The sequence below is a fragment of the Undibacterium sp. TC4M20W genome (genome assembly GCF_049340245.1).
GTDB lineage: Bacteria > Pseudomonadota > Gammaproteobacteria > Burkholderiales > Burkholderiaceae_D > Undibacterium.
In genome coordinates this window covers 1-25,342 of the sequence record NZ_JBMPPI010000049.1, presented here as the reverse complement: position 1 = coordinate 25,342, position 25,342 = coordinate 1, and the positions used below count along the sequence as shown (strand labels likewise).

General features: G+C 52.1%; 23 protein-coding genes. 14 read left to right on the top strand and 9 right to left on the bottom strand.

The window, feature by feature from the left end:
- Positions 1-158: 158 nt before the first annotated feature.
- Positions 159-986 (bottom strand): AraC family transcriptional regulator, encoded by an 828-nt coding sequence (locus tag ACO0LL_RS29595; RefSeq protein WP_422954413.1) that lies wholly within the window; start codon positions 984-986, stop codon positions 159-161.
- Positions 987-1,380: 394 nt separating this feature from the next.
- Between ACO0LL_RS29595 and ACO0LL_RS29590 the strand changes: the two genes are divergently transcribed.
- The 4 genes from ACO0LL_RS29590 to ACO0LL_RS29575 all read left to right on the top strand — a co-directional run bounded on the left by ACO0LL_RS29590 (position 1,381) and on the right by ACO0LL_RS29575 (position 6,212).
- Positions 1,381-2,997, top strand: a complete 1,617-nt coding sequence (locus tag ACO0LL_RS29590) for an ABC transporter ATP-binding protein (protein ID WP_422954412.1) — start codon at positions 1,381-1,383, stop codon at positions 2,995-2,997.
- Positions 2,990-4,057 carry an ABC transporter permease gene (locus ACO0LL_RS29585; protein WP_422954411.1) on the top strand — a complete coding sequence of 356 codons (1,068 nt, stop codon included), beginning with the start codon at positions 2,990-2,992 and terminating at the stop codon, positions 4,055-4,057. The genes ACO0LL_RS29590 and ACO0LL_RS29585 overlap by 8 nt, the downstream gene beginning before the upstream one ends.
- A gap of 6 nt (positions 4,058-4,063) precedes the next feature.
- On the top strand, positions 4,064-4,984 hold the full coding sequence (locus tag ACO0LL_RS29580; protein ID WP_422954410.1) for an ABC transporter permease: 921 nt from the start codon (positions 4,064-4,066) through the stop codon (positions 4,982-4,984).
- 70 nt (positions 4,985-5,054) lie between these two features.
- Positions 5,055-6,212, top strand: coding sequence for a BMP family ABC transporter substrate-binding protein (locus tag ACO0LL_RS29575; protein ID WP_422954409.1), 1,158 nt, complete (start codon positions 5,055-5,057; stop codon positions 6,210-6,212).
- Positions 6,213-6,531: 319 nt separating this feature from the next.
- Here the strand turns inward: ACO0LL_RS29575 and ACO0LL_RS29570 are convergent, their stop codons facing one another.
- Together ACO0LL_RS29570 and ACO0LL_RS29565 are read right to left on the bottom strand one after the other, a co-directional pair.
- Positions 6,532-7,458: a LysR family transcriptional regulator gene (locus tag ACO0LL_RS29570; protein WP_422954408.1), complete on the bottom strand. Its 927-nt coding sequence runs from the start codon at positions 7,456-7,458 to the stop codon at positions 6,532-6,534.
- On the bottom strand, positions 7,455-8,246 hold the full coding sequence (locus tag ACO0LL_RS29565; protein ID WP_422954407.1) for a class II glutamine amidotransferase: 792 nt from the start codon (positions 8,244-8,246) through the stop codon (positions 7,455-7,457). The genes ACO0LL_RS29570 and ACO0LL_RS29565 overlap by 4 nt, the downstream gene beginning before the upstream one ends.
- A gap of 279 nt (positions 8,247-8,525) precedes the next feature.
- Here ACO0LL_RS29565 and ACO0LL_RS29560 point away from each other — a divergent pair, with 279 nt between their 5' ends.
- Positions 8,526-8,861: a hypothetical protein gene (locus ACO0LL_RS29560; protein ID WP_422954405.1), complete on the top strand. Its 336-nt coding sequence runs from the start codon at positions 8,526-8,528 to the stop codon at positions 8,859-8,861.
- 39 nt (positions 8,862-8,900) lie between these two features.
- Here ACO0LL_RS29560 and ACO0LL_RS29555 read toward each other — a convergent pair whose 3' ends face one another.
- Entirely contained in the window at positions 8,901-9,617 is a 717-nt protein-coding gene (locus ACO0LL_RS29555; RefSeq protein ID WP_422954404.1) for an ArsR/SmtB family transcription factor, read from the bottom strand.
- Positions 9,618-9,704: 87 nt separating this feature from the next.
- Here ACO0LL_RS29555 and ACO0LL_RS29550 point away from each other — a divergent pair, with 87 nt between their 5' ends.
- From ACO0LL_RS29550 to ACO0LL_RS29540, 3 genes are read left to right on the top strand one after another with little or no spacing between them, the layout of a single operon-like run.
- Positions 9,705-10,910, top strand: coding sequence for a cytochrome P450 (locus tag ACO0LL_RS29550; RefSeq protein ID WP_422954403.1), 1,206 nt, complete (start codon positions 9,705-9,707; stop codon positions 10,908-10,910).
- Complete coding sequence (locus tag ACO0LL_RS29545; protein ID WP_422954402.1) at positions 10,907-11,251, top strand: antibiotic biosynthesis monooxygenase family protein; 345 nt, start codon at positions 10,907-10,909, stop codon at positions 11,249-11,251. Before ACO0LL_RS29550 ends, ACO0LL_RS29545 begins: the two co-directional genes overlap by 4 nt.
- Entirely contained in the window at positions 11,244-11,978 is a 735-nt protein-coding gene (locus tag ACO0LL_RS29540; protein WP_422954401.1) for a DUF6058 family natural product biosynthesis protein, read from the top strand. Before ACO0LL_RS29545 ends, ACO0LL_RS29540 begins: the two co-directional genes overlap by 8 nt.
- Positions 11,979-12,015: 37 nt before the next feature.
- On the opposite strand, the gene mnmE is transcribed toward ACO0LL_RS29540, so the two are convergent.
- The 5 genes from mnmE to rpmH form a co-directional block, all read right to left on the bottom strand.
- The gene (gene mnmE, locus ACO0LL_RS29535) at positions 12,016-13,422 is read right to left on the bottom strand and encodes a tRNA uridine-5-carboxymethylaminomethyl(34) synthesis GTPase MnmE (RefSeq protein ID WP_422954400.1); all 1,407 of its coding nucleotides are present in this window, start codon (positions 13,420-13,422) and stop codon (positions 12,016-12,018) included.
- Between the two features lie 334 nt (positions 13,423-13,756).
- Positions 13,757-15,421 (bottom strand): membrane protein insertase YidC, encoded by a 1,665-nt coding sequence (yidC, locus tag ACO0LL_RS29530; RefSeq protein WP_422954399.1) that lies wholly within the window; start codon positions 15,419-15,421, stop codon positions 13,757-13,759.
- 9 nt (positions 15,422-15,430) lie between these two features.
- A complete protein-coding gene (gene yidD, locus ACO0LL_RS29525) occupies positions 15,431-15,727 on the bottom strand; it encodes a membrane protein insertion efficiency factor YidD (protein WP_422954398.1) in 297 nt (98 codons plus the stop codon).
- Positions 15,728-15,747: 20 nt separating this feature from the next.
- Positions 15,748-16,182, bottom strand: a complete 435-nt coding sequence (gene rnpA / locus ACO0LL_RS29520) for a ribonuclease P protein component (protein WP_162061698.1) — start codon at positions 16,180-16,182, stop codon at positions 15,748-15,750.
- A 39-nt stretch (positions 16,183-16,221) separates the two neighbouring features.
- Positions 16,222-16,356, bottom strand: a complete 135-nt coding sequence (gene rpmH / locus ACO0LL_RS29515; protein ID WP_061535510.1) for a 50S ribosomal protein L34 — start codon at positions 16,354-16,356, stop codon at positions 16,222-16,224.
- Between the two features lie 490 nt (positions 16,357-16,846).
- On the opposite strand from rpmH, the gene dnaA reads away from it, so the two are divergent.
- The 6 genes from dnaA to ACO0LL_RS29485 all read left to right on the top strand — a co-directional run bounded on the left by dnaA (position 16,847) and on the right by ACO0LL_RS29485 (position 25,218).
- On the top strand, positions 16,847-18,241 hold the full coding sequence (gene dnaA / locus ACO0LL_RS29510) for a chromosomal replication initiator protein DnaA (RefSeq protein WP_422954397.1): 1,395 nt from the start codon (positions 16,847-16,849) through the stop codon (positions 18,239-18,241).
- 77 nt (positions 18,242-18,318) lie between these two features.
- Positions 18,319-18,495, top strand: coding sequence for a hypothetical protein (locus tag ACO0LL_RS29505; RefSeq protein ID WP_422954396.1), 177 nt, complete (start codon positions 18,319-18,321; stop codon positions 18,493-18,495).
- Between the two features lie 207 nt (positions 18,496-18,702).
- Positions 18,703-19,809 (top strand): DNA polymerase III subunit beta, encoded by a 1,107-nt coding sequence (gene dnaN / locus ACO0LL_RS29500; protein WP_110254682.1) that lies wholly within the window; start codon positions 18,703-18,705, stop codon positions 19,807-19,809.
- Positions 19,810-20,042: 233 nt separating this feature from the next.
- Positions 20,043-22,538 carry a DNA topoisomerase (ATP-hydrolyzing) subunit B gene (gyrB, locus tag ACO0LL_RS29495; protein WP_422954395.1) on the top strand — a complete coding sequence of 832 codons (2,496 nt, stop codon included), beginning with the start codon at positions 20,043-20,045 and terminating at the stop codon, positions 22,536-22,538.
- Between the two features lie 707 nt (positions 22,539-23,245).
- Positions 23,246-24,643 carry a DNA cytosine methyltransferase gene (locus ACO0LL_RS29490; RefSeq protein WP_422954394.1) on the top strand — a complete coding sequence of 466 codons (1,398 nt, stop codon included), beginning with the start codon at positions 23,246-23,248 and terminating at the stop codon, positions 24,641-24,643.
- A complete protein-coding gene (locus tag ACO0LL_RS29485; RefSeq protein ID WP_422954393.1) occupies positions 24,640-25,218 on the top strand; it encodes an ATP-binding protein in 579 nt (192 codons plus the stop codon). The genes ACO0LL_RS29490 and ACO0LL_RS29485 overlap by 4 nt, the downstream gene beginning before the upstream one ends.
- Positions 25,219-25,342: the final 124 nt, after the last annotated feature.

Genomic DNA, 25,342 nt, shown 5'->3' with positions numbered 1-25,342 from the left:
GTTGGTCATCTATCAGTTCTTTTGGCATCGCTCTCCACCCTGACAAAACAAGATAGAAAGTTAACACTATTCATGAAAAGTTAACAGCACTTTTTTTCAGTCGTTTTAATTTCGCAACAGCCTCTTAATACACGGCAGGTCGGACCGTCAAAATCCACTCAAACCCGCCACTTCCCCGGTGCAATCCCAAACGCCCTCTTGAAATGCCGCGTGAAATGACTCTGGTCCGCAAACCCTGTCATCGTCGCAATCTCAGTCACCGACAAATTCTGCCGCAGCAGACTCTGCGCACGGTTCAGTCGCAGTTGATTGCGCCAGGCATGCGGTGGCATACCTGTCGTGCGGGAGAACAAACGAGCGGCGTAAAAGGATGACAGGCCTACCTCTTGCGCCAGCTCAGTCAGGCTGATCGCAGCACTGAGGTCTTCGCTTAGCCGGGATTTCATCATTTCTACTCTGGCGGCATCAGGTAAGATAGCTTGTACAGTCGGACGGCTGCGGGCGTAGCGCGACAGCATCAGGGCAAAACCTGCGGTCAGGGCGTTTTCGGCAGCGAGCGGATCGCTACCGGCTTCCAGCAGGCGATGTGCAAAGGCCAGTTGGGCAGAGACTTCGGCATCCTCGATTACGCCATCCGGCAACCACGGGACACCGACTGCGCTGCCTGCCATGTCGCTGGCGAGTTGCTGCATCCACTCTACCGATGGGTAAAAGGCGCGGTAAGCCCAGCCATGCTCGGTTGCTCTCTCGCCAGTATGCACTTCGCCGGGATTGATGGCAGCGATGCAACCAACCGAGGCCAGGCAACGGCTGCCGCGATAGCGGTAGGTTTGTGCGCCTGACTGTATGACGGGGATGGAAAAGCCTTCGTGCCAGTGTGGGGCAAACTCTTGCGCGAAGTATTCAGCCGTCAGCAACTCAGCATCCGGCAGCAGCGGGCTGCGCCAGAAGTGGGCGTCGTCACGGAAGGTGGCTGGTTTATCCATACGCAAAGAAATGCTGTAAAGGTTTGATTATTAAGGGCTATTCTATACTTAGTCGGCTAATCTTACATTTGGCACCACCATAACCACCATACATTTGCCTGAAACCTGTGCATTGGCAAAATTTTGTATGCAGGTTTGCAGGCAAGCGCGCATACATTTTTTGCTGATGCTGGAAAACAACGCAAAACAGCCACATGAAAAATTTAAATGATTTCTTCCAATTTGATATCGGGCAAACAAATTCCATCTTGTACTAAATGACAGATAGATTTTGAAATTGTGCGCCGCCGCCACTTATAATGTCAGGCGTATGTCCGCCATGTTGTTGCCGTGATGTACAGCAACAGGCTTACTCCCTACTCTAGAATCTTGAATACCGGATGGAAAGGTCAAAGTGACTTCTGCTGATGCGCCCATAGTACCCAGGCTGGAACTGAACAACATCTGCAAACGCTATCCGGCGGTGGTTGCCAATGATGGCGTCAATCTGCAGGTGGCACCGGGTGAAATCCATGCGGTACTCGGTGAAAATGGTGCAGGCAAATCGACGTTGATGAAAATCATCTTTGGTGCCGTCAAGCCAGATTCAGGCACGGTGCACTGGAACGGCCAGGAAGTCAGGGTGGCGACACCGCAAGATGCGCGCAAGCTGGGCATCGCCATGGTGTTCCAGCATTTTTCTTTATTTGATACCCTGACCGTTACCGAGAACATCGCCCTCGGTCTGGACCAGCATGTGAATATGCTGGAACTGGCCGAGCAGATCGCCAAGACCGGCGAAAACTATGGCCTGGAGCTGGAACCACACCGCCATGTACATACCTTGTCAGTCGGTGAAAGGCAGCGCGTGGAAATCGTGCGCGCTCTGCTGACCAAACCGCAATTGCTGATACTTGATGAACCAACCTCGGTATTGACGCCGCAAGCCGTACAAAAACTGTTTGTCACCCTGCGCAAGATTGCCGCTGAGGGTTGCAGCATCCTGTATATCAGCCACAAGCTCGATGAAATCCGTGAGCTCTGTCATAGCGCTACCGTCATGCGTGCGGGTAAGGTTACCGGGCATTGCGACCCGGCGCAGGAAACTGCCGCCAGCCTGTCGCGCATGATGATAGGTGAGGACTTACCGCCATCTGCCCATACTGAGCCAGTGACCCTGGGTGAATCGCGCTTGCGCATCAGGCAATTGAGCCTGCCCAAGGCACATGCGTTTGCCACGGCGCTTGAAGACATACAACTGGAATTATTTGGTGGTGAAATTGTTGGCATCGCCGGGGTATCCGGCAATGGCCAGCAAGAATTGCTGGCCGCCTTGTCTGGCGAAGACAGGCGCGCAGCGCCGCTGATGATACAACTCAAAGGCAAGCCAGTCGGCAACCGTGGCCCTGAGAGCAGGCGCAAGCTGGGGCAAAGCCTGGTGCCGGAAGAGCGCCTGGGCCGTGGTGCAGTACCTGAGATGAGCCTGACTTCCAATATGCTGCTGTCACACCAGCATGCACCCTTCGTCAACAAGGGCATGATCAATTTTCGCCATACGATACAGGCTACGGCAGATATCATCACCCGCTTCCGCGTCAAGGCGGGCGGGCCTGCAGCACTGGCACGCAGCCTGTCGGGTGGTAATCTGCAAAAGTTTATTGTGGGTCGTGAAATCACACGCCAGCCCGATGTCTTCATCGTCGCCCAGCCAACCTGGGGCGTCGATGTGGGCGCGGCAGCGCAAATCCATGATGAGATACGCAAGCTCAAGCAGGCGGGTTGCGCGGTGTTGGTGATCTCGGAAGAATTGGATGAATTGTTTGAATTATGTGACCGCATGCATGTGATCGCCAAGGGCCGTTTGTCGCCATCGATAGCAACAGCCAGCGCGACCAGGGAAAAGATAGGATTGTGGATGAGTGGTTTGTGGGAAGAATGGACAACGGCAGAAACGGTGTCGCTCGGTAAAACCGGTGGCGGTGGCAGCCGCAAAAAGAAACCATACAGCAACGAGCGGGGTGAGCATGCTTAAGCTGGAATTGCGTGCCGCCAGTTCGCGCAGCATGGCCTACCTTTCTCCTGTGCTGGCCTTGCTGCTGACGATCTTTTTGGGTGCCCTGTTATTCATGGCACTGGGCAAAAACCCTCTGACTGGACTGCAGGTCTTTTTGATAGAACCGATAAGCAGCAAGACTGCCATCGCCGAATTATTATTGAAGACCACGCCGCTGGTCTTGTGCGCGCTGGGGCTGTCAGTCTGTTACCGTGCCAATGTCTGGAACATCGGTGCCGAGGGGCAGTTGATCGCCGGGGGCCTGGCCGCGGGCAGCACCATCTTGTTTTTTGATACCGGGACGCCAGGTTTGTCGGGCGGCATGGTTTTGTTGCTCGCAACCTGTGCAGGTGTAGTCGGCGGAGCCTTGTGGGCATCCATCACCGCCTTGTTGCGTGACCGCTTCAATGCCAATGAGATTCTGGTGTCGCTAATGCTGACCTATATCGCGCAATTGCTGCTGATGTATGCAGTTAATGGCCCGCTGAAAGACCCGCATGGCATGAACTTTCCGCAGTCCAAGGTGTTTTCCAGCGATTATCTGTTGCCCCACCTGTTCTCGGGTAGCCGCCTGCATATAGGTTTTATTGTCATGCTGGTCGCCAGTGGCCTGATGGCAGTGTTTGTGTATCGCAGCTTTGCTGGTTACCGCCTGACGGTAGGCGGGCTGGCACCGCTGGCAGCCCGTTATGCGGGTTTCTCCAGCCGCCGCGCCTTGTGGACATCCTTGCTGATATCTGGCGGTTTCGCTGGCATGGCAGGTGCATTTGAAGTGGCCGGGCCCATAGGCCAGGTCTTGCCTTCGATCTCGCCCGGCTATGGGTTTGCTGCCATCATCGTCGCCTTCATTGGTCGTCTGAACCCAATAGGTACCATCTTTGGTGGCCTGGTGCTGTCGCTGTTTTACCTCGGTGGTGAGATGGCGCAATCGCGCCTGGGCCTGCCTTCTGCCATCACTGGCCTGTTCCAGGGCATGCTGCTGTTTTTGCTGCTGGCTTGCGACACCCTGATCAATTACCGCCTGCGCTGGCAGAAATAAATAATCATGGAAAATTTTGCTGCCCTGATCGCCGCCTCCATCAACTCTGGCACACCCTTACTGATCGCCGCTCTGGGTTTGCTGATCAATGAACGTGCAGGCGTGCTCAATCTTGGTGCCGAGGGCATGATGCTGGTCGCCGCCATCACCGGTTTTGCCGTGGCCCACCAGACCCATATGCCCTGGCTGGGTTTTGTCGCCGGTGCCGTCGCCGGCATGTTGATGGCAACCCTGTTTGCCTGGCTGGCACTGGTGCTGGTAACCAACCAGGTGGCAACGGGCCTGGCCTTATCCATCTTTGGTACCGGCCTGTCGGCCTTCATAGGACAGTCATTTGTCGGCCAGTCATTGCCTGCCGGGCCACATGGCGTCGCCTTTTTATCGGACATCCCTTTCCTCGGCAAAGCCTTTTTTGATCAGCATCTGGCGGTGTATTTTGGCCTTTTACTGTGTGCGGGCATCATCTGGTTTCTGCAACGCAGCCGCGCTGGTCTGGTCCTGAAGGCGGTTGGGGAATCACCAGAATCTGCCCATGCACTGGGTTACCCCGTGCGCAAGATACGTTATCTGGCGTTGCTGTTCAGCGGAGCTTGCTGCGGTATCGCCGGTGCTTACCTGTCTGTCGTGTATACACCGATGTGGGTAGAAGGCCTGGTCGCCGGTCGCGGCTGGATCGCACTGGCGCTGACGACCTTTGCCACCTGGCGTCCGGCACGGGTCTTGCTGGGTGCTTTACTGTTCGGCAGCGTGACGATTTTGCAGTTCCATTTCCAGGCGATAGGCATCGCCATCCCATCGGAAATTTTATCCATGCTGCCCTACCTGGCAACGATTATCGTGCTGGTGCTGATCTCGCGTAACCCTGACTGGATACGCCTGAACATGCCAGCCTCCTTGGGCAAGCCTTTCCGCCTGGGGTCTGCTTAAGTATTGATAGAGATGTCATTTGCTGTGCGTTTTTTGATTACAACTGAAAATCAGACGAAGGAAGCTACCCATGAAAATTACCCGCAGAAAAACCCTGGCAGCCGCGCTGTCCCTGGCTATTGTCGGTCTTGCTGGTTGTGGCCAGAAAGAAGAAAACAAATCCGCCAGCGCCAGCGCAGCAGCGCCTGCACCAGCCAGCACCGCTGCCGCACCTGCTGTGGCAGAACCTCTGAAAGTCGCTTTCGTCTATGTAGGCCCGGTCGGTGACGCAGGTTGGACTTATGCCCACGATGCAGGCCGCAAGGCTGTTGAGGCCAAGTTTGGCGACAAGGTCAAAACCAGTTTTGTTGAAAGCATTCCTGAAAGTGCTGCCGATGCAGAACGCGTCTTCCGCGACCTGGCAACTCAGGGTAACAAGGTCATCTTCGGCACCACCTTTGGCTATATGGAAGCCATGTTCAAGGTCGCCAAGGACTTTCCAGATGTGAAGTTTGAACACGCCACCGGCTATAAAACTGCTGAAAATCTTGCGCAATATGATGTGCGCACTTATGAAGGCGCCTACCTCGCTGGTATCGCTGCCGGCAAGATGAGCAAGTCTGGCAAACTCGGTGTGGTTGCCTCCCTGCCTATCCCTGAAGTGCTGCGCAATATCAATTCCTTCACCCTCGGTGCACGTTCTGTGAATCCCAAGGCCACCACCAAGGTAGTCTGGGTCAATAAATGGTTTGATCCAGGCAAGGAACGCGAAGCCGCCACTACCCTGATAGGTCAGGGCGTTGATGTACTCATGCAAAACACTGACTCTGCCGCGGTCGTGCAAACCGCCGAAGAAAAAGGCGCATATGCCTTTGGTTGGGACAGCGACATGAGCAAGTTCGGCGCCAAAGCCCACCTGGCAGCATCCGTCATCGACTGGGGTGTGTACTACACCAAGCGCGTCGATGAAGTGCTCAACAAAACTTGGAAATCAGACACCACCTGGTGGGGTCTCAAAGAAAACATGATAGACCTGAAAGCCTTCAACGCCAGCCTGTCAGACGAAGTCAAAAAACTCATCGCCGACAAACGCCAGGGCGTCATTGACGGCACAGGCCCGATCTGGAAGGGGCCTATCAAGGACAATACCGGTAAGGAAGTGTTGGGCAAGGATGCCGTAGCGGATGACAAGTTCCTGCATGACATCAAGTTTTATGTGGAAGGTGTGGAGGGGAAAGTGCCGGGTTGATTTAAGTAAGACCTCTCAACACAAAGACACGGAGGGAGGAAAGGCATCTTGCAAGATGCCTTTGTTACGCAGGCGAGCGGCACGTGCCGCTCGAATTCCCTGCTACACCACAGAGAAAGACAGGAGTTTTTCTCTGTGTCTCTAGATGATTGCGCTACGAATTTTCCGTAGATTGAGTTTCTCGTAGGTTGGGCCGGGCCTCGCTAGGCTACAGTTTACCAGCCCAACACTCGGCATTTAAATAACATATACGTTTGCAAAGGCCCAGTGTTGGGCTGATACCCCGTAGCCCAACCTACAATCCTGCCAACCATCCTACCTACACCATCACCTTAGCAGAAGCCTCCGCCACTATCCTTCGTAACCACTGCACTTCGGCCGCCGCATGCGCGCGTTCATGCCAGAGCATGAAGAACTTCATCTTGGGTACGGTAATTGGCATGGGTAAGACTTCTATCGGCCAGTCCCTCGCGCATTGCACGGCGAAGCTGCGGCTGGTGGTGAAGATGAGGTCGGTGCGTGAGAGTACGTAAGGGACCATGCCAAAGTAGGGGATGGTCATCTGTATCTTGCGCTTCAGCCCCTGCTCTGCGAGTGCGCTGTCGATGATGCTGCGGTGGCCCATCATATAAGGCGTGGGGGCCAGATGCGCCATTTCCAGATAATATTTAATCGACAGACCCTTGCTGACAACCGGGTGTTTGCGATTCACCATGCACACTACTTCATCTTCAAACAATTGCGCCAGATGCAGGTGCGGTGGCAAGTCTGGCCAGTTGCCGATGACGCAATCGAGTTCGCCACTTTCGAGACCGGCGGCATAATCAAAACCGGCATTCAGCGCATGTACGGTCAGGCCAGCATTGGGAGCTTGTTCGCGCAGTTTTTCAATAATGAGCGGGATCAGCAGAGCGCTAAGGTAATCCGGTGCTCCGAGCTGGAATATTCGCTGGCTTGAGGCGGGCATGAAAGCCGGTGCCGGGCTGGCGATGCTTTCCAGCACATTCAAACCCTGGCGTGCCAGCAGCAAGAGTTCTTCACCACGCTCGGTTGCTGTCATGCCATTCTTACCGCGTACCAGGATGGCGTCGCCTGTGATCTCGCGCAGGCGTTTCAACATATTGCTGATGGCTGGTTGTGATTGCCCCAGCTTCATCGCGGTACGGGTGACGCTGCGCTCGGTCAACAGGGTATGCAAGACGCGCAAGAGATTGGTGTCGAGCTGGTCCATCAAACGCTGGTTCATGCTGCGGCCTTCGGCATTGTCAAAGGCAAGACATCACCATCAATAAACACCAGCATCTGGCCAGACTCACATTGGGTCCAGCTTTCATTCGTGGTCAGGGGTTCGGTGACGATGATGGCGACCTTGTCGGCAGGGGTGGTGACTTGCGAAAAATCCACGGCCACGTCTTCATCCGTCAATGCTGCAGTCCTGAAAGGATGCTGGCGCACGATGTAGTACAGCTTGGTGGAACAATGGGTGAACAGTGCTTCGCCATTCGACAGCATCATGTTGAAGGTGCCATAAGTCGCAATCTCTGCAGTGATCTCATGCATGAATAGCGCCAGTTGTTGCACCGATGGCAATTGCTCACCAAAATGGCGGCGCATGCGTTGCAGCAAATAACAGAATGCCCGCTCACTGTCCGTATTGCCAACCGGCTGGAAGCTGCCATCGAGCACAGGTGCAAATTCCTTCAAATCGCCATTATGGGCAAAAACCCAGTAACGCCCCCAGCATTCACGCACAAAGGGGTGACAGTTTTCCAGGCTGACCTGGCCCTGCGTGGCTTTGCGGATGTGGGCGATGACGTTCTTGGATTTGATGGGATAGCGCTTGATGAGCTCAGCCACGGGTGATTCCACGGCTGACTGATGATCAACAAACAGGCGTACGCCGCTGCCCTCAAAGAAAGCGATACCCCAGCCGTCCTTGTGCTCGTCCGTCAAACCGCCGCGTGTTGCAAACCCGGTAAAACTGAAGACTATATCAGTTGGGGTATTGCAGTTCATTCCTAGTAATTGACACATGATGCATATAGTGAAAACAGTTTGCACATACCTTACCATAGGCAAACCCGCTTATTATTCCCATCTTTATAAGATTTTGAAGTTTGCTTATGTTATTTGCGACCAGATTTGATGGCAAAACAAAGTTCGGTGGCATACGCAGACAATACCCGCAGGGAAAAATGGTGCTTTAAAGATGCCAGTGGTAAATGTTTTACATTTTGACCGTGGACTAAGTTGATATTGAAGCCGATAATAATCTGTGAGACCTGATATCAGGTGAACAAAGGATGGATAATCATGCACAATTTCAGCACTGATGCCTTATTACTGGCCGTACCTGAATTAAAGGATGTTGCGCCCAAGCACTACCCTGAGCTGGTATTGCTGGCAGCGCAGAAAACATTCAAGACACGCAAGCCATTCTGGCGTGAATTCCTGACAGGCCTGACAATATTTGCGGCTGTTTATCTGTCCAACCGTATCGCTGCTCCGGACTCGATATGGATCAGTTGCGTGCTGACTGTGGGTCTGGCCCTGATTTCCATGTTTGCGATAGACCTGGTGTACTTTCGCAAGTTGAAGCCTGCGATCATAGACCGCCTTGCCAAGATCAAGCTGGGTACAAAAGAATAAGCCGAGTAAACCAAATAAGCGAAGCTCAGGCTTCCAGCCTCAAGTTTTTATGGCAAACACTTTTTGAAATTCACGTTTGCCCTTGCTGGTCAGTGCCAGTGCCCGGCTATCCAGGTCACGTTCCAGCCAGGCGCGGTTCAGCAGCAAATTCAATAAAGCCGCACCCAAAGCGCCACCCAGATGAGGTGTGCGCTCACTCCAGTCCAGGCAGGAACAGGCAAAACGCCTCCTTGCCTTGCGGGTAGTGGCGATATCCAGCCCCAGTTCTTCCAGGCCCTTGCTGCCTGCTGTTGTCAATTCATAAGCGGTTTCTTCACCGTCCACCGGCCTGATCCAGGCTTGCTGCATCAGGTAATCATGCACACCCACTGCTACCTCGCCCGCCATATGGTCATAGCAGGTACGTGCCTTGCGCAGGCGGTCTGGTGTATTCGGGACAAAGCGTGACTTGGGCAAACCGGCGATCAACAACAGCGATTCCAGTGCAATCGCCACTTCATTACTGGCAAGCTGGTAATAGCGGTGCTTACCCTGCGCCACTACATTCACCAGATGCTGTTCCAGCAGTTTGCTCAAGTGCACACTGGCAGTGGAGGGGCTGACTTCGGCCACAACAGCCAGCTCGGTACTGGTACGGGCGCGCCCATCCATCAGGCTGCACAGCATGCGCGAGCGCGCAGGTTCGGCAATGGCCCCGGCCAGCTTGGCTAATTGGGTATCTGCGTATTCTATATTGGTGGAATTTTCTGCATTCATAGTTTGATGGTAAGCGAATTGTTCAATGCAAACAAGTCCTATACTGCATTTCATTACTTAGCCACCAAACTTAGCATCAAGCCTGCCATGACACATAAAATCTCTATCCTGAACGCCGCTTGCCACCCAGATCCTTACCCGTATTACGCCAGCCTGCGTGCAGGGCCAGCTCTAGTTTTTGATACTGAACTCAAATGCTGGATTGCCAGCCGTGCCACTGTCGTGCAGCAAGTGCTGGAATCCTCCGCTTGCGCAGTCAGGCCGGTTGCAGAACCCGTGCCGCGCAATATTGCGGGCGGTTCAGCAGGAGAAGTATTTTCATATCTGGTACGCATGAATGAGGGCCAGGCACATGCGGTACCCAAGCAAGTTATACAAAGCTCACTGCGCAAGCTGGACTTGTCTGGCATCGCTGCATATACACAGCAGCATGCTGCTCAACTCACGAGCAAATATGATGTAAGGACAGGAAACGGGCTGACGCAATATCTGTTCAATTTACCCGTTCATGTCATGGGCAGTGTATTGGGATTTGAAGAAGATGCCTTGCCCGCACTGGCAAACTGGATGGCAGATTTCGTGCGCTGCCTTTCTCCCTTGAGTACGACAGAACAAATTGATGCGGCACATGTGGCAGCCAAGTCTTTGCAAGCCAGCTTCCGCCAACTGCTGCAAGACAGTCAGGCCAAACCTTATGGATTTTTGACAGGTCTGCAAAGCGAAGCTGAGCTATGTGGCTGGCAGCATGCTGACGGCATCTTGTCCAACCTCATAGGCTTGCTGTCGCAAACTTATGAAGCCACTGCTGGCCTGGCTGGCAATAGTCTCGTTGCTCTGCAAACTCATCCTGACACACTACAGATCATGCGTGACGGTAGTGCCGAGTTGCCACAAAAATTGCGTGAACTGGTAGCAGAAGTCGCCCGTCATCATGCATCAGTACAAAACAGCAGACGCTTCGTCACTCAGCCTTGCGAAATTGGCGGTCAGACTTTGCACGCGGGCGATGTCATCGTCGTCTTGCTGGCGGCTGCCAATCGAGATGCGGAAGTCAATCCTGATCCTGATGCCTTGCAACTGAGCAGGCCAGACAGAAAAGTTTTCACCTTTGGCCACGGTCGCCACGCCTGCCCTGGTCAGCACATTGCAGAACAAATCACAACCAGTTGCCTGCATCACTTGATGAACATGCCTGCATTTGATTTCTCTGCACTGCGCTGGACATACCGGCCTTCACTGAATGGCCGCATCCCGGTATTCACGCACAATATACAAAACCAGGAGAACACATGATTGCTGTAATTTTTGAAGTCATACCACACGCAGAAAACAAGCAGGAATACCTGGATATCGCTGCAGGTCTTGCGCCCTTGCTGCGTGAGATGGATGGCTTTATTTCCATAGAACGTTTCCAGAGCCTGGTTGATCCCGGCAAGATTTTGTCCCTGTCATTCTGGCGCGATGAAGCAGCAGTCGCCAACTGGCGTAATACCGAAGAGCACCGGGCGGCGCAGTCGCAAGGACGTGGCCACATCTTTGCAGGCTATCGTCTGCGCATCGCATCGGTAGTGCGCGACTATGGTTTGCTTGAACGTGAACAGGCACCGGCAGACAGCCGCCAGGTGCATGGCTAATCAAACTCATCAGGAACTCACCATGTCAGCGCTTGATCTTTACCTGAAAAAACACTACCTGAACAAAGCACAGTTTGCTGCTGCCTGCCTATGCTCAGAGGCTGATATTGATGCACTGATACAGGCACAGCTACTGGCTGCACCATCCTATGTCGTCACGGACAATGCAAAAATCCTGTCTGCTGTTTTTGGTGAAATGGATGCAGTTAATACCAGCGCTGGCGCTTATTTTCATCCGGCCAATGTAAGCTGGTATATGCTGGCATTACAGCTTATCGAAGAGTATGATCTAAACGCCGCACCAGCTATCCTGAAAGAAAATTTCATCAGAGATTTCATTGATGGATTGACCGACATGCATCACAGCGCATGGCGTCTGGATGATTGTTTTACTGCCGACGACCAGCCTGTAGTTTCTGGCCTCATGCAACGCGCAGAATTTTCATGGCAGCATTTTTTGCTGGGCACTTTTGGTCTTTGTGTCGCCCATCCTGTTTCTGTCTCAGCGATAGTGCGCAAAGAGATTTTGCAGGAAAAACTTTCCCATCTTACTGGCAATGGCAACAAGGAAAATTTTACTTCTGTCGAAGCAAAAGAATTACTGTCTGTAGTCGATGCTTTTGCAGAAACTGCGATGTGGTTTTCGCCAGCAGAATATCCGCGTTGCAGCCGCAAACGGCTGGTGGATGATTTACGGCCACGCCTGCTAGCTGCCATGGCGGTATAAATGATGGGCAGGCTGTCCGTCCTACCTGCCCTATTTCTTATTTACCTATACAGAATCGCGAGAAAATCACACCGAGCAAATCATCAGACGTAAATTCACCGGTGATGCTGTTCAGGCGGTCTTGTGTCAGACGCAGTTCCTCTGCAAACAAATCTAGCGACTGATCATTTTGCGCTGCATACTCTGCCGCGTTTTGCAAGTGTTCATGCGCATGCTTGAGGGCGATCAAATGGCGTTCGCGTGCCAGGTACAGCGATTCACCGGTTTGCTCCCAGCCTGCGATACGCAGCAATTCCTTGCGCAGCAAATCTATGCCTATGTGCTCATGTGCAGACAGATAAATATGGGTAGCATCCGACATTTCATCGACGCTGGCATGGTGGCCGGACAAATCTATTTTGTTCCAGATGCGTATGACTGGTACGCCATCCGGGAAGCGGGCGACAATGGCATCGTCAGCGCGGGTAGGGCCACGGCTGGCATCGAGCAGATGCAGGATGACATCGGCTTTTTCCACTTCTGCCCAGGTGCGTTCTATACCTATGCGTTCTACCGTATCAATGGCATTGGCGACCTGACCTTCTTCGGGTTCATCATGCTCGTGGCGTATGCCGGCAGTGTCGATGATGTTAAGGGGGATGCCTTCAATGTGAATCGTCTCGGTCACCTTGTCGCGGGTCGTGCCAGCGATAGGCGTGACGATGGCGACATCATCGCCTGCCAGCACATTCAGCAACGATGATTTGCCAACGTTAGGTTGGCCAGCCAGTACCACATTCAAACCAGCGCGCAACAAGGCACCCTGGGCTGCCTGCTCAAACACTTTTTGCAAGGCAGTTTGTATGGTCGCCAACTGGCCGCGGGCATTCGATTTTTCGAGGAAGTCGATTTCTTCTTCCGGAAAATCCAGCGTCGCCTCCACCAGCATACGCAAGTGCACGACTTTTTCTACCAGGGCATGAATGACTTTGGAAAAAGCGCCGGACAGCGATTGCGATGCCGATTTGGCTGCCGCCTCGGTCGATGCCTCGATCAGATCAGACACGGCTTCAGCCTGCGCCAGGTCCAGCTTGTCATTCAAAAAGGCGCGCTGGGTGAATTCGCCTGGTTCTGCCAGCCGCAAACCTGCATCCTTGCCCGCTTCCAGGCAGCGTGACAACAGCATTTGCATAACGACCGGGCCGCCATGGCCTTGCAGCTCCAGCACATCTTCACCGGTATAAGAATGCGGCGCCTTGAAATAAATCGCGATGCCCTGGTCGATTACCGTGCCATCCGCCTGGGTAAACGGCAGGTAACTGGCATGCCGCGGCTTGAATTGGGTAGTGCCAAACAAGGCAGTGACGACAGGCGCAAGGTCCTTGCCGGAAATGCGCACGACACCTATGCCACCACGTCCGGGGGCAGTGGCAATGGCAGCGATGGGAATGGGTTCGTAGATCATGTTGAAATTCTATCTGTGCTTGCACACTATGAGTGCAAATTAGTCTTTGGGTTTGTGACGGAAATGCGACAGGGCGTATGTCAAAAATACCTGTTCTCGTAGGTTGGGCTACGCTTCATCAGCCCAACACTCAGCGCTTAATAACGTTTACCTTCGTGTTCCTGCCCGACACTGGGCATCTAAATGACGTATACGTTTGTTGAGGCCCAGTGTTGGGCTGATACCCCGTAGCCCAACCTACGCATTAGCCCAACCTGCGTTGGAGCATATCTTTGCAAAAACAAAAAGCCCGCAAGCAAACTTGCGGGCTTTCTCATTTGCTCAATCTTGACGCTTAAGCCTTATGCTCTGGCGGTATCAATTTATTGTTGATGACCCATTGCTGTGCAATCGACAAGATATTGTTGACTACCCAATACAATACCAAACCAGATGGGAAGAAGAAGAACATGACCGAGAATGCCAATGGCATGAACATCATCATCTTCGCCTGCACAGGATCAGCCGGGGCCGGGTTCAGTTTGGTCGTGATGAACATGGAAATCGCATACACCACAGGCAAAATATACCAAGGATCAGGAGAAGTCAGGTCAGTAATCCAGCCCACCCATGGTGCGCCGCGCATTTCGACGCTGGCTTGCAAGACCCAGTACAGCGCCAAAAAGATAGGCATCTGGATCAGGATAGGGAAGCAGCCGCCGAGAGGATTGATCTTCTCGGTTTTGTACAACTCCATCATGGCCTGGTTCATTTTTTGCGGATCGTTTTTGAAACGCTCACGCACAGCCTGCATCTTCGGTGTGACGACCTTCATTTTTGCCATGCTGCGATAACCGGCAGCCGACAGCGGGAACAAAGCCAGTTTGATGGCAATCGTGAAGACCACGATAGTCCAACCCCAGTTACCCAGCATTTTGTGGATTTGTTCCATGACCCAGAACAGTGGTTTGGCAATCAGTGTCAATACACCATAATCCTTGACCAGTTCAAAGCCTGGGGCGATGGCTTCCAGCTTCGCAGATTCTTGTGGGCCCGAATACAGGTGCGCATTCATGCTGACGGTTGCGCCTGGTGCAACCGTGCCCATAGGCAAGACATTACCGACTGCATACAGATTGGTATCGACCTTCTTGGTGAAAATTTCACGCTTGACCTTGTCTTGCGGGATGAAAGAAGACACAAAGAAATGTTGCAGCATTGCTACCCAGCCATTGTCTGATTCTTTGGCATGGCCGTCAGTACCCTTGGCGATCTTTTCAAAATCCAGTTTCTGGAATTTTTCTGCTTCTGTATATACAGCTGGCGCATAGAATTCACCGCTGCCAGAGAACATGCCGCCACTTTCAGGCTTGGTGCCGTCATGCAGCAACTGCAAATACAAAGAAGGTTTGATTGCCGCTGTACCAGTGTTAGTCACATCATGACGAACATCGATCAGGTATTCACCTTTTTTGAAAGTATAAGTCTTGGTCAGCTTGACGCCACCTTGCTCAGCTTCCAGCACCAGTTGCACCTGGTTACCACCTTCCAGGGTACGAACGCCTGGCTTGGCGATGAAGCCAGATTTGTGGTTAGGGAAAGGGCCACCCAGCAAACCAGTCTGTGCCAGATAAGTACGTTTGGCCGAGTTATCGAACAGAACCATGTTTTTTGTATGGTCTGTGCCATCTTTATGCTTCAGCAATTCCAGCTTTTTGAGTTCACCACCGATGGTATCAATATCTGCCTTGATGACATCAGTAGTAATAGTGATGGTTTCGCTCTTGATGACAGGGGCAGCATCTGTCCCTGCTGTCGCCGTAGCACCAGCCACGGCACTGGCGCTACCCGCTGCGCTTGATGCACTTGCAGACGCGTTAGCAGATGCAGAAGCACTGGCCACTTTCGGTGGTGGCGGGGCAAAGATAGACGGCTTGCCGCTATACACGCCCCAACCATTCCAGAGCATGATCAGCGCGAAAGAGAAAATTACCCACAGGACGGTACGTTTGATATCCATTTGTGTATGTCAGGAAAGGGGAGAAGAATGTCCATTGTGCTTGCCATCATGGCAGCACTGGGCAGATGTGGGGGCGGTTTGCGATTTTTCACTAGCGGGCGGCACGTTATCCACGCCACCGGGGTGCCAGGGATGGCATTTGCACAAGCGTTTGCCTGCCAGCAGGCTACCCTTGGCAGCACCGTGTATTTTGATAGCCTCTGCCGCATATTCAGAGCAACTCGGATAAAAACGACAGTTCTGCCCCAACATAGGACTAATTGCCAGTTTATAAAATCTGAGCAACAGGAGCAGCAGGGTTTTCATCTTAAATGCCCTAAGTTCGCTTATGTACTACTTGCAGGTGGCTTATGACTAACAGGCGCGCAAGCCGGTGCCGCAAACAGACGCAAGATTTCCGCCCTGAGCTCACGCTTGAGCTGGGCGGTCGTCGCCGGCCCCGCCTTGCTGTTAACAGGGCGGGACAGCCGCACGATGCAATCCACATTCAGCAAGGCTGAATGGCGAAAAATCTCGCGGGTGACACGCTTGATCGTATTGCGCGTCACGGCACGTGGCGCAAAACGCTTGGCAGCCACCACACCCAGACGGGCATGCGGCAAATCATTGGTTCTGGTATAAAGCACAAAATGCGCCGTCTTTTGCACGGGGCGCAAACGAAAAACGGATGAAAACTCATCCGTTTTAACGATGCGCCTAACGCGGGCAAAATCTGCGCCGCCTGCACCTGCCTGAACTGGCTCAGTTATATTATTGATCATGCGAATTCAGCAAGGCTGCGCAGATCAACGAACTGATAATCAAGCTGCCAGGCGTTTACGGCCTTTGGCGCGACGTGCGTTCAGAACAGCGCGGCCACCGCGGGTTGCCATGCGTGCGCGGAAACCGTGAGTGCGCTTGCGGCGAACGACGGAAGGTTGGTAAGTACGTTTCATGTTGGTCTCGCTAATTGAGCAATAAAAAAAATCGGAATTACGGATAAAGGCTGTCTTGGGTGCGACTTCGGCTTGCACATTTTCGTCAGGCCTTTCGCCTTTACTGCCCCAAAACCGCTGCTCATGGTGTTGCGCATCAATCCATCAAAAAACCGATAATTAAAGCCGCACCAATAAAAGAGGGGTAGGGAACCCTGAATTAGACACCATTTTTGCTTTGCGTGTCAATCACTTAGCGCAAATTTTAATCAATCAGGGCACATCCATTGGTGCAATGCAAAGAATAAATTTAAACCCAAACCTGTGGATAACTCGGTCAAGCGGGGTTAAAATAGCGGATTAGCGCGGCACCGTTTTATGTCTTTCAGACAACTTACCAAGCGATAGGGCTACCAGCCTCTTAGTAATTTTTACTAAATACTTACTAAATATCGCCAGGGTAGAATTTAATTCGGCACCGCGCATTTGCATTTAATAATTAAAGTCATACATGGAAAATTTCTGGCAGGCCTGTTCTTCCCAACTTGAGCAAGAGCTTCCACCACAGCAATATAGCGCCTGGATCAAACCGCTAGTACCGCTTGACTTTGAAAACGGCAAGCTGCGTATCGCTGCGCCCAACCGTTTCAAGCTCGACTGGGTCAAGGCCCAGTTCGCCAACCGCATCACCGACCTGGCTAACCAGTACTGGGATGAAGATGTCGAAGTGCAGTTCGTGCTTGACCCACGTGGTAACAGAAAAACTGCTCCTGCAGCAGCGGCCGCGCCACGCCCGCAAGGCTTGAATGCCGACCTCGATGCCCAGGGCAGCGTGCCAGAAATGATGTCTGAACCTGCTGCGCCAGAAGTATCCCCACGCCGCGAACAAAGCCGTATTAATTCTGACCTGACTTTTGACAGCTTCGTCACCGGTAAGGCCAACCAGCTGGCGCGCGCCGCAGCCATCCAGGTGGCAAATAACCCTGGCGTATCGTATAACCCACTATTCTTATATGGCGGCGTAGGTCTCGGTAAGACTCACTTGATCCACGCCATCGGCAACCAGATCCTGGTTGATAATCCGAACGCCAAGATACGCTATATCCACGCTGAACAATATGTACGCGACGTAGTGACCGCTTACCAGCGCAAGGGTTTTGATGAGTTCAAGCGCTATTATCATTCACTGGATTTGTTGCTGATCGATGATATTCAATTCTTTGGTGGCAAGAGCCGCACGCAAGAAGAATTCTTTTACGCCTTTGAAGCCCTGATCGCCGCCAAGAAACAAATCATCATCACCAGTGATACTTATCCCAAAGAAATCACAGGCATGGATGACCGCCTGATTTCACGTTTTGACTCTGGCCTGACGGTTGCGATTGAACCGCCAGAGCTGGAAATGCGCGTGGCGATTCTGCTCAAGAAAGCCCATTCAGAAGGCGTGAATATTTCCGACGACGTCGCCTTCTTCGTCGCCAAGCATTTGCGCTCCAACGTGCGTGAACTGGAAGGTGCATTGCGCAAGATTTTGGCTTACTCCCGCTTCCATGGCAAAGAAATCACCATCGACGTGGTCAAAGAAGCCCTGAAGGATTTGCTGTCGGTGCAGAACCGCCAGATTTCCGTAGAAAATATACAGAAGACCGTGGCCGACTTTTTCAACATCAAAGTCGCCGACATGTATTCAAAAAAACGTCCGGCCAATATCGCCAGACCGCGCCAGATTGCGATGTACCTGGCCAAGGAATTGACTCAAAAGAGCCTGCCAGAAATCGGCGAACTCTTCGGCGGCCGCGACCACACCACGGTCTTGCACGCAGTCCGCAAGATCACCGCAGACCGCACCAAAAACCCCGAATGCAATCATGAGTTGCATGTATTAGAGCAAACGCTCAAGGGTTGATGGGCTGGATGTTGTAGGATGTGCAATTGGGAGGGGTTTGTGTCCAGTTGCAGGTAAGAAATGTTGTAGGGTGCGCCATGCGCACCACGGTAGTAATGCCAGCTAAAACGGTGCGCACGGCGCACCCTACGGGTTGGCAAGGGTTTTGCTCTGGAATCAGCGATATGCGTAAGCAACGAACGCCCCTGGATTCCAGCCTGCGCTGGAATGACGATTTTGAGGATACGGATCGTATTGAAGCATCAGCTGTTTAAAGCAACAAGAAAAGTATTAACGTCATCCCAGCGAAGGCTGGGATCCATCTGAGCAAGAACCGTTTGCCCAGAGCGACGAACAAGTTTGTAGGGTGCGCCGTGCGCACCAAAGTAACAAGCAAGACCGCAGTAAATATGTGAAGCAATCTATAAAAGCAGCAAGAAATAGTTAAGTTCCTTGTCACCATACAAAGTGAGGATATTCAAATGCAATTGGTTAAAACCCACCGGGACACCCTGCTCCGGCCTTTGCAAATTGTGAGTGGTATTGTCGAGCGTCGGCATACATTGCCGATTCTGGCCAATATCCTCATTCGCAAAGACGGTGAACAGGTGTCGTTCCTATCGACCGACATAGAAGTGCAGATCACGACCAAGGCAGCCATAGGTTCTGGCGGCGACAGCATAGCCACGACAGTTGCGGCCCGCAAATTGCTGGATATTTTGCGTGCCCTGCCAGATGACAATGATGTGGTCCTCAAGCTTGAAAACAAAAAGATGAGCGTGCAGTCAGGCAAGTCACGCTTCTCCCTGCAAACCTTGGCGGCAGAAGAATTTCCTACCGTTGCCCAGGCCGAGCATTTCAATGCCAGCGTCAACCTGCCACAAAAAACCCTGAAGCACCTGTTCAACATGGTGCATTTCTCGATGGCGCAACAAGACATTCGTTATTACCTGAATGGCTTGCTGCTGGTCGTCGATGGCAAGAACGTCATCGCCGTGGCAACTGATGGTCACCGTCTGGCATTTTGCCAGGTCGAAGTCGAGCAAGAGTTCCCACGTCACGAAGTCATCATCCCGCGCAAGACCATCATAGAGATGCAGCGCCTGCTGGAAGACAAAGAAGACCCGGTACAGATCGACATCGCCAACAACCAGGTCAAACTGACTTTTGCCGATATCGAACTGATCTCCAAACTGGTCGAAGGTAAGTTCCCTGACTTTAACCGCGTCATCCCCAAAGGCTATAAAAATAGCTTCACTCTGGGCCGTGAGCAATTGCTGCGTTCATTGCAGCGTGCCGCGATCATGACGTCTGACAAGTTCAAGGGCGTACGTTGCGTCATCACCCCTGGCCTCATGCAGATACTATCGACCAATGCCGACCAGGAAGAAGCGATAGAAGAAATCGAAATCGACTACGGTGGCGACAGCGTCGATATCGGCTTCAACGTCAGCTATCTGCTCGATGTATTGAATAACCTCAAATGCGACCAGATATCGGTTTCTTTGGGCGACTCCAATTCATCCGCACTGATCACTATCCCCGACAACACCGACTTCAAATATGTCGTCATGCCGATGCGGATATAGTTTTTTATTTGCTGAATTGCCGTGAAAGCAATGCGCTAAATTCACGGCAATCTCATTACCGTCATTCCCGCGCAGGCGGGAATCCAGTGTCGTTAGTCGTTATGCCCTGATGCATCAACACCCAAGACACTGAATCCAGCCTGTACCAGAATGACAAAGCAGTCCCTGAATATGTTTCACATTGGGCGATTTACACAATTGTCCAAAACAGTTCGTTTTTTTAGAAGGTAGCCATGTCCGATAACACCCAAGACAACACTCCAGCGCAGCCCAATCAATACGGCGCGTCTTCAATCCAGATTCTGGAAGGCCTGGAAGCCGTGCGCAAGCGCCCCGGCATGTACATCGGTGACACTTCGGACGGCACCGGTCTGCATCACCTGGTCTTTGAAGTGCTGGATAACTCCATTGATGAATCCCTCGCAGGTCACTGTACCGAGATCAATGTCACCATCCATAGCGACAACTCCATCTCCATCACTGACAATGGTCGCGGCATCCCTACCGGCATCAAATGGGATGACAAGCACGACCCCAAACGCAGCGCCGCAGAAATCGTCATGACTGAGCTGCATGCCGGCGGTAAGTTCGATCAAAACTCCTACAAGGTATCCGGCGGTCTGCATGGCGTGGGTGTGTCCTGCGTGAATGGCCTGTCCAAGTTGCTGAAGCTGACTATCCGCCGCGATGGCAAAATGTATGCGATGGAATTCGTCCGTGGCGTACCGCAAAACCGCGAACTCGAAACCGTTGATGGTGTTGTTACATCCCCCATCAAAGTCCTCGGTGACACCGACAAGCGCGGCACCGAAGTCCACTTCTGGGCAGATGAAGAAATTTTTACCCACGTAGAATTCCATTATGAAATCCTGGCCAAGCGCATACGCGAATTGTCCTTCCTGAATAATGGCGTACGCATCAAACTCAACGACCACCGCACCGGCAAAGAAGAATTGTTTGCCTTTGAAGGCGGCACCCGTGGCTTTGTTGAATACATCAACAAAAACAAAAGCATACTCAACCCAACGATATTCCAGGCGACTGGCGAACGTCAGTCTGACCAGAACACCACCATCACTGTTGACGTCTCCATGCAATGGAACGACGCTTACAATGAACAGGTATTGTGCTTCACCAATAACATCCCGCAGCGCGACGGTGGCACCCACCTGACCGGTCTGCGCGCCGCGATGACACGCGTCATCAACAAGTATATTGAAGAACACGAATACGCCAAAAAAGCCAAGGTCGAAGTTACCGGCGACGATATGCGCGAAGGCCTGACATGCGTCTTGTCCGTCAAAGTACCAGAACCAAAGTTCAGCTCCCAGACCAAAGACAAACTCGTCTCCAGTGAAGTACGTGGCCCGGTAGAAGAAATTGTCGCCAAGACCCTGTCTGACTTTTTGCAAGAACGACCAAACGACGCCAAAATCATTTGCGGCAAAATCGTCGAGGCATCCCGCGCCCGTGAAGCAGCCCGCAAAGCCCGCGAACTGACGCGCCGCAAAGGCGTCATGGACGGCCTGGGCCTGTCCTCCAAACTGGCAGACTGCCAGGAAAAAGACCCCGCCCTGTGCGAACTCTACATCGTCGAAGGTGACTCTGCGGGTGGATCAGCCAAGCAAGGCCGCGACCGCAAGTTCCAGGCTATCTTGCCACTGCGCGGTAAAGTACTCAACGTAGAAAAAGCCCGCTTTGAAAAAATGCTGTCCAGTGAGCAGATCACCACTCTGATCGCCACCCTCGGCACCAGCATAGGCCCTGACGAATTCAATGCCGACAAACTGCGCTACCACCGCATCATCATCATGACCGATGCCGACGTTGACGGCGCCCACATCCGCACTCTGCTGCTGACCCTGTTCTATCGCCAGATGCCACAACTGGTAGAACGCGGCCACATCTACATCGCCCAGCCACCACTCTACAAAGTCAAGGCAGGCCGTGATGAACGCTACCTCAAAGATGATGCAGAAGAAGCCACCTACATGATGACCGTGGCCCTGACCGGCGCATCCCTCACACCAGGTACAGGCGCAGCTCCTATCACTGGCGAAGCCCTGGGCGAACTGGTACGCCAGTACAACCTGGCCAACGCCATCATGATGCGCCTGACCCGCGTCATCGACCGCGCTGCCCTCACCGCCATCATGACCGGCGTCACGCTGAAACTGGATAACGCAGAAAACGCAGAAGCATCCGCCATCGCCCTGACCGCCGCCATCGGTGATAATGCAGTCAAAGCAGTAGTACGCAGCGACGAACTCTCAGGCGCCTTCAGCCTGCGCATAGAACGCCTGTACCACGGCAACATCAAGGTCAGCAGCATCGATGCCGACTTTGTTGACGGTGCCGATTACCAGGTACTGGAAAACGCCGCCACCACCTTCAAAGGCCTGCTCACAGAAGGCGCCTTCATCCGCCGTGGCGAAGGCGAAAAAGCCAAGGAAATCGCCGTCCACGACTTCCACCAAGCCATGCTCTGGCTACGCGACGAAGCCGAACGCGGCGTCAGCAAACAACGCTACAAAGGTCTGGGCGAAATGAACCCAAGCCAACTCTGGGAAACCACCATGGACCCCACAGTCCGCCGCCTGCTCAAAGTACAGATCGAAGACGCGATTGCCGCCGACCAGATCTTTACGACATTGATGGGCGACGACGTAGAACCACGCCGGGCGTTTATTGAATCGAATGCGTTGAGGGCGGGGAATATTGATGTTTGATGTTTGTCGGGTATCATGGAAAGTGAAAACTGTGTCAAGTAAGTGAAAAAGTATTGTCACAGATAGTGAAATAATTTATTGGACGGCACGTAAAGTGAAATCAGAGTAGAAGTATTGAAATTTTTTGTGCCTTTATCCGGCTGATCACTAAACAAAAATGAAGGTCAACCGACGAGGTTGGCCTTTTTCACGTCTAGTGTTTGCGTCGTGTGGCTGAACTAACGACCACTATCACACCTGATAAGTGTGGATTTATATCTGGCAACAAACTGCTATGGCATAACAGAAGACGTTACCCTAATCGCTATGTGGCGATTTCCCGCGACGTTCTTCCGCTGATTGCTGACGGGATACCCATACACGATGGATTGACGGTCATCGGTGATGGTTATGTTCTGCCGGGAAATTGGACCGGCAATGTCGTGATCGACCGCGGTAAAATTGCCGCGTGTCCACCATATTAAATGCTGACAATTGACGTGTGGGATCAAAGTTAGTGCCCCGGTCGCAACATAGCAAATGAAAAGTGAACGGAAAATATAGCATTGGCCGACTACAGCTCCGCAATTTGCACATGTGGAAATCAGATGCATTTTGCATTAAGAACAACACATATTTCTGTACAAATAACCAGCACTATTGTCTAATAGCCGTGTATCGGCGCGCTCACTTTTGGAGCACGGCCATTTTGATTGTGAGTCACAAAAATGCCAAATTCCCCCGCAATTGGCCATCCACTAGAATCCTTTCGATTTGCCGACCTTTTTGCAGGTCTGGGAGGTTTTCATCTTGCGTTAAAGAACTTGGGCGGAACTTGCGTTTTCGCAGCGGAATTGCAGGAGCACTTGCGCGCACTTTATGAGGTTAATCATGGCATTCGACCAGAGGGTGATATTACCCTTGTCGCGCCGGAAGATATTCCTGATCATGATGTGCTAACGGCGGGATTTCCATGCCAACCGTTTTCGAAGGCAGGTGAGCAACTCGGATTTGAATGCACAGAGCAGGGGAATCTGTTTTTTAATGTTGTCGCAATTCTCGATTTCAAGAAGCCAAAATTTTTTATTCTGGAAAACGTCCCTAACCTCCTTAAACATGATGAAGGTCGTACTTGGGAGGAAATTCAAAACGAATTGGGTCTTGCAGGGTTGGGTTATCACATTAAGGCAGCAAAATTCTCTCCGCATAATTTCGGTATTCCGCAAATTCGGGAGCGTGTCTATATCATAGGTTCGCGTGAACCATTTTCGGAAAATTTCAATTGGCCAATAACGGCTGATGCTGAGACATCGATCACAACAGTATTGGATAAACATCCAGCAGACGCCAAAAAACTTTCACCGCAGGTTCTCGACTGTCTTCAGGTCTGGAATACGTTTTTGACGAGTTGTCCGAAACAAACCGAACTGCCATCGTTCCCACTGTGGTCGATGGAATGGGGCGCAACGTATCCGTTTGAAGATGAGACTCCCTATGCGAGGAGGAGGCAATTTGGTGCCGATGGGCTACTCACCTACAAAGGCAGCCACGGATGTGTCCTTGGACATATTAGAGGTATTGACGAACGATGGGCCGCGTTGCCTAGCCACGCTCGAACCGAACAATTGAAGTTTCCGAAGTGGAAAAAGGATTTTATTCGACAGAATCGGAAGTTCTATGCTGATAACAGAGAATGGATTGACCCGTGGATGAGTAGTGTTCTCCGTTTCCCATCAAGTTTGCAGAAACTCGAATGGAACGTAAAAGGTGGGAAGCGCGACATTTGGGAATATGTTCTTCAATTTCGGGCATCAGGAGTACGTGTTAAGCGACGTACTACGGCTCCAAGTCTTATTGCAATGACGGATACACAGGTGCCGATCATTGCTTGGGAGAAGCGATATATGACCCCGAAAGAATGCGCGAAGCTGCAAAGTTTAGATGGGTTAAAACAATTGCCGGACACACCGACGAAAGCCTTTCATGCGCTCGGAAATGCAGTGAATTCAAGTGTTGTCGAACGCGTAGCGAGGGCTCTGCTAAACGGGGTTTCTCCAGAAAAAGTGGCGCAAGCTCGGGAAAAAACTGGTAGGCACATATTACGTCAGATGGAAGCCGCGGCATGACGACTGAAGATCAAGATAAAGACTCTGCGGAAATTGAAATTCGACCCGAAGTAACTATGCTGTCAGTGCTCAAGCACTTGAACTACGAACCTTGGTTTGCTATTGCTGAATTTGTCGACAATGCACTGCAAAGCTTCGCAGTTAACGAAACACGGCTTAAAGCGCTGCACGGTGCCGATTTTGGTCTCGTTGTCAATGTCGACATCGATACGAATGGGCCTGGCGAGATCATCGTGTCGGATAACGCTGCTGGAATTTTTAAAGCCGATTTTCCTCGTGCATTTCGTCCAGCTCAACCGCCAATAGACCGGAATGGTTTATCAGAATTCGGAATGGGAATGAAGAGTGCGGCTTGTTGGTTTGCCGAAAACTGGTCTGTTCGCACCAAAGCGATTGGCGAAAGTGTCGAGCGAACCATTCGCTTCGACGTGAAACATATTGTTGAAAATAATGTTCAGGCACTTCAGCCAGAATATCAAGACATGGCAAGTGACGCACATCATACGATTGTCACATTGCGCAAATTGCACCATACTCCAAAAGGCAGAACGGTTGGAAAAATAAAGGAACACTGAGGTATCCTGACTTTTTCGGACACTCTTGTTTGTTAAAATAAACGATCAGGAGAAATAATGAAACAGAAAAAGACATACACACCGGAATTGCGAGAAGAAGCCGTAAAGCTTGTTTTGGCGCAAG

Coding starts and splice junctions, on each gene's coding strand:
- ACO0LL_RS29595 (WP_422954413.1), bottom strand. CDS start 986: ATGGATAAACCAGCCACCTTCCGTGACGACGCCCACTTCTGGCGCAGC.
- ACO0LL_RS29575 (WP_422954409.1), top strand. CDS start 5,055: ATGAAAATTACCCGCAGAAAAACCCTGGCAGCCGCGCTGTCCCTGGCT.
- yidC (WP_422954399.1), bottom strand. CDS start 15,421: ATGGATATCAAACGTACCGTCCTGTGGGTAATTTTCTCTTTCGCGCTG.
- ACO0LL_RS29485 (WP_422954393.1), top strand. CDS start 24,640: ATGACGACTGAAGATCAAGATAAAGACTCTGCGGAAATTGAAATTCGA.
- mnmE (WP_422954400.1), bottom strand. CDS start 13,422: ATGATCTACGAACCCATTCCCATCGCTGCCATTGCCACTGCCCCCGGA.
- ACO0LL_RS29555 (WP_422954404.1), bottom strand. CDS start 9,617: ATGAATGCAGAAAATTCCACCAATATAGAATACGCAGATACCCAATTA.
- rpmH (WP_061535510.1), bottom strand. CDS start 16,356: ATGAAACGTACTTACCAACCTTCCGTCGTTCGCCGCAAGCGCACTCAC.
- ACO0LL_RS29490 (WP_422954394.1), top strand. CDS start 23,246: ATGCCAAATTCCCCCGCAATTGGCCATCCACTAGAATCCTTTCGATTT.
- ACO0LL_RS29570 (WP_422954408.1), bottom strand. CDS start 7,458: ATGAACCAGCGTTTGATGGACCAGCTCGACACCAATCTCTTGCGCGTC.
- yidD (WP_422954398.1), bottom strand. CDS start 15,727: ATGAAAACCCTGCTGCTCCTGTTGCTCAGATTTTATAAACTGGCAATT.
- rnpA (WP_162061698.1), bottom strand. CDS start 16,182: ATGATCAATAATATAACTGAGCCAGTTCAGGCAGGTGCAGGCGGCGCA.
- ACO0LL_RS29550 (WP_422954403.1), top strand. CDS start 9,705: ATGACACATAAAATCTCTATCCTGAACGCCGCTTGCCACCCAGATCCT.
- dnaA (WP_422954397.1), top strand. CDS start 16,847: ATGGAAAATTTCTGGCAGGCCTGTTCTTCCCAACTTGAGCAAGAGCTT.
- ACO0LL_RS29560 (WP_422954405.1), top strand. CDS start 8,526: ATGCACAATTTCAGCACTGATGCCTTATTACTGGCCGTACCTGAATTA.
- ACO0LL_RS29580 (WP_422954410.1), top strand. CDS start 4,064: ATGGAAAATTTTGCTGCCCTGATCGCCGCCTCCATCAACTCTGGCACA.
- dnaN (WP_110254682.1), top strand. CDS start 18,703: ATGCAATTGGTTAAAACCCACCGGGACACCCTGCTCCGGCCTTTGCAA.
- ACO0LL_RS29540 (WP_422954401.1), top strand. CDS start 11,244: ATGGCTAATCAAACTCATCAGGAACTCACCATGTCAGCGCTTGATCTT.
- ACO0LL_RS29545 (WP_422954402.1), top strand. CDS start 10,907: ATGATTGCTGTAATTTTTGAAGTCATACCACACGCAGAAAACAAGCAG.
- ACO0LL_RS29505 (WP_422954396.1), top strand. CDS start 18,319: ATGCGCACCACGGTAGTAATGCCAGCTAAAACGGTGCGCACGGCGCAC.
- ACO0LL_RS29565 (WP_422954407.1), bottom strand. CDS start 8,246: ATGTGTCAATTACTAGGAATGAACTGCAATACCCCAACTGATATAGTC.
- gyrB (WP_422954395.1), top strand. CDS start 20,043: ATGTCCGATAACACCCAAGACAACACTCCAGCGCAGCCCAATCAATAC.
- ACO0LL_RS29585 (WP_422954411.1), top strand. CDS start 2,990: ATGCTTAAGCTGGAATTGCGTGCCGCCAGTTCGCGCAGCATGGCCTAC.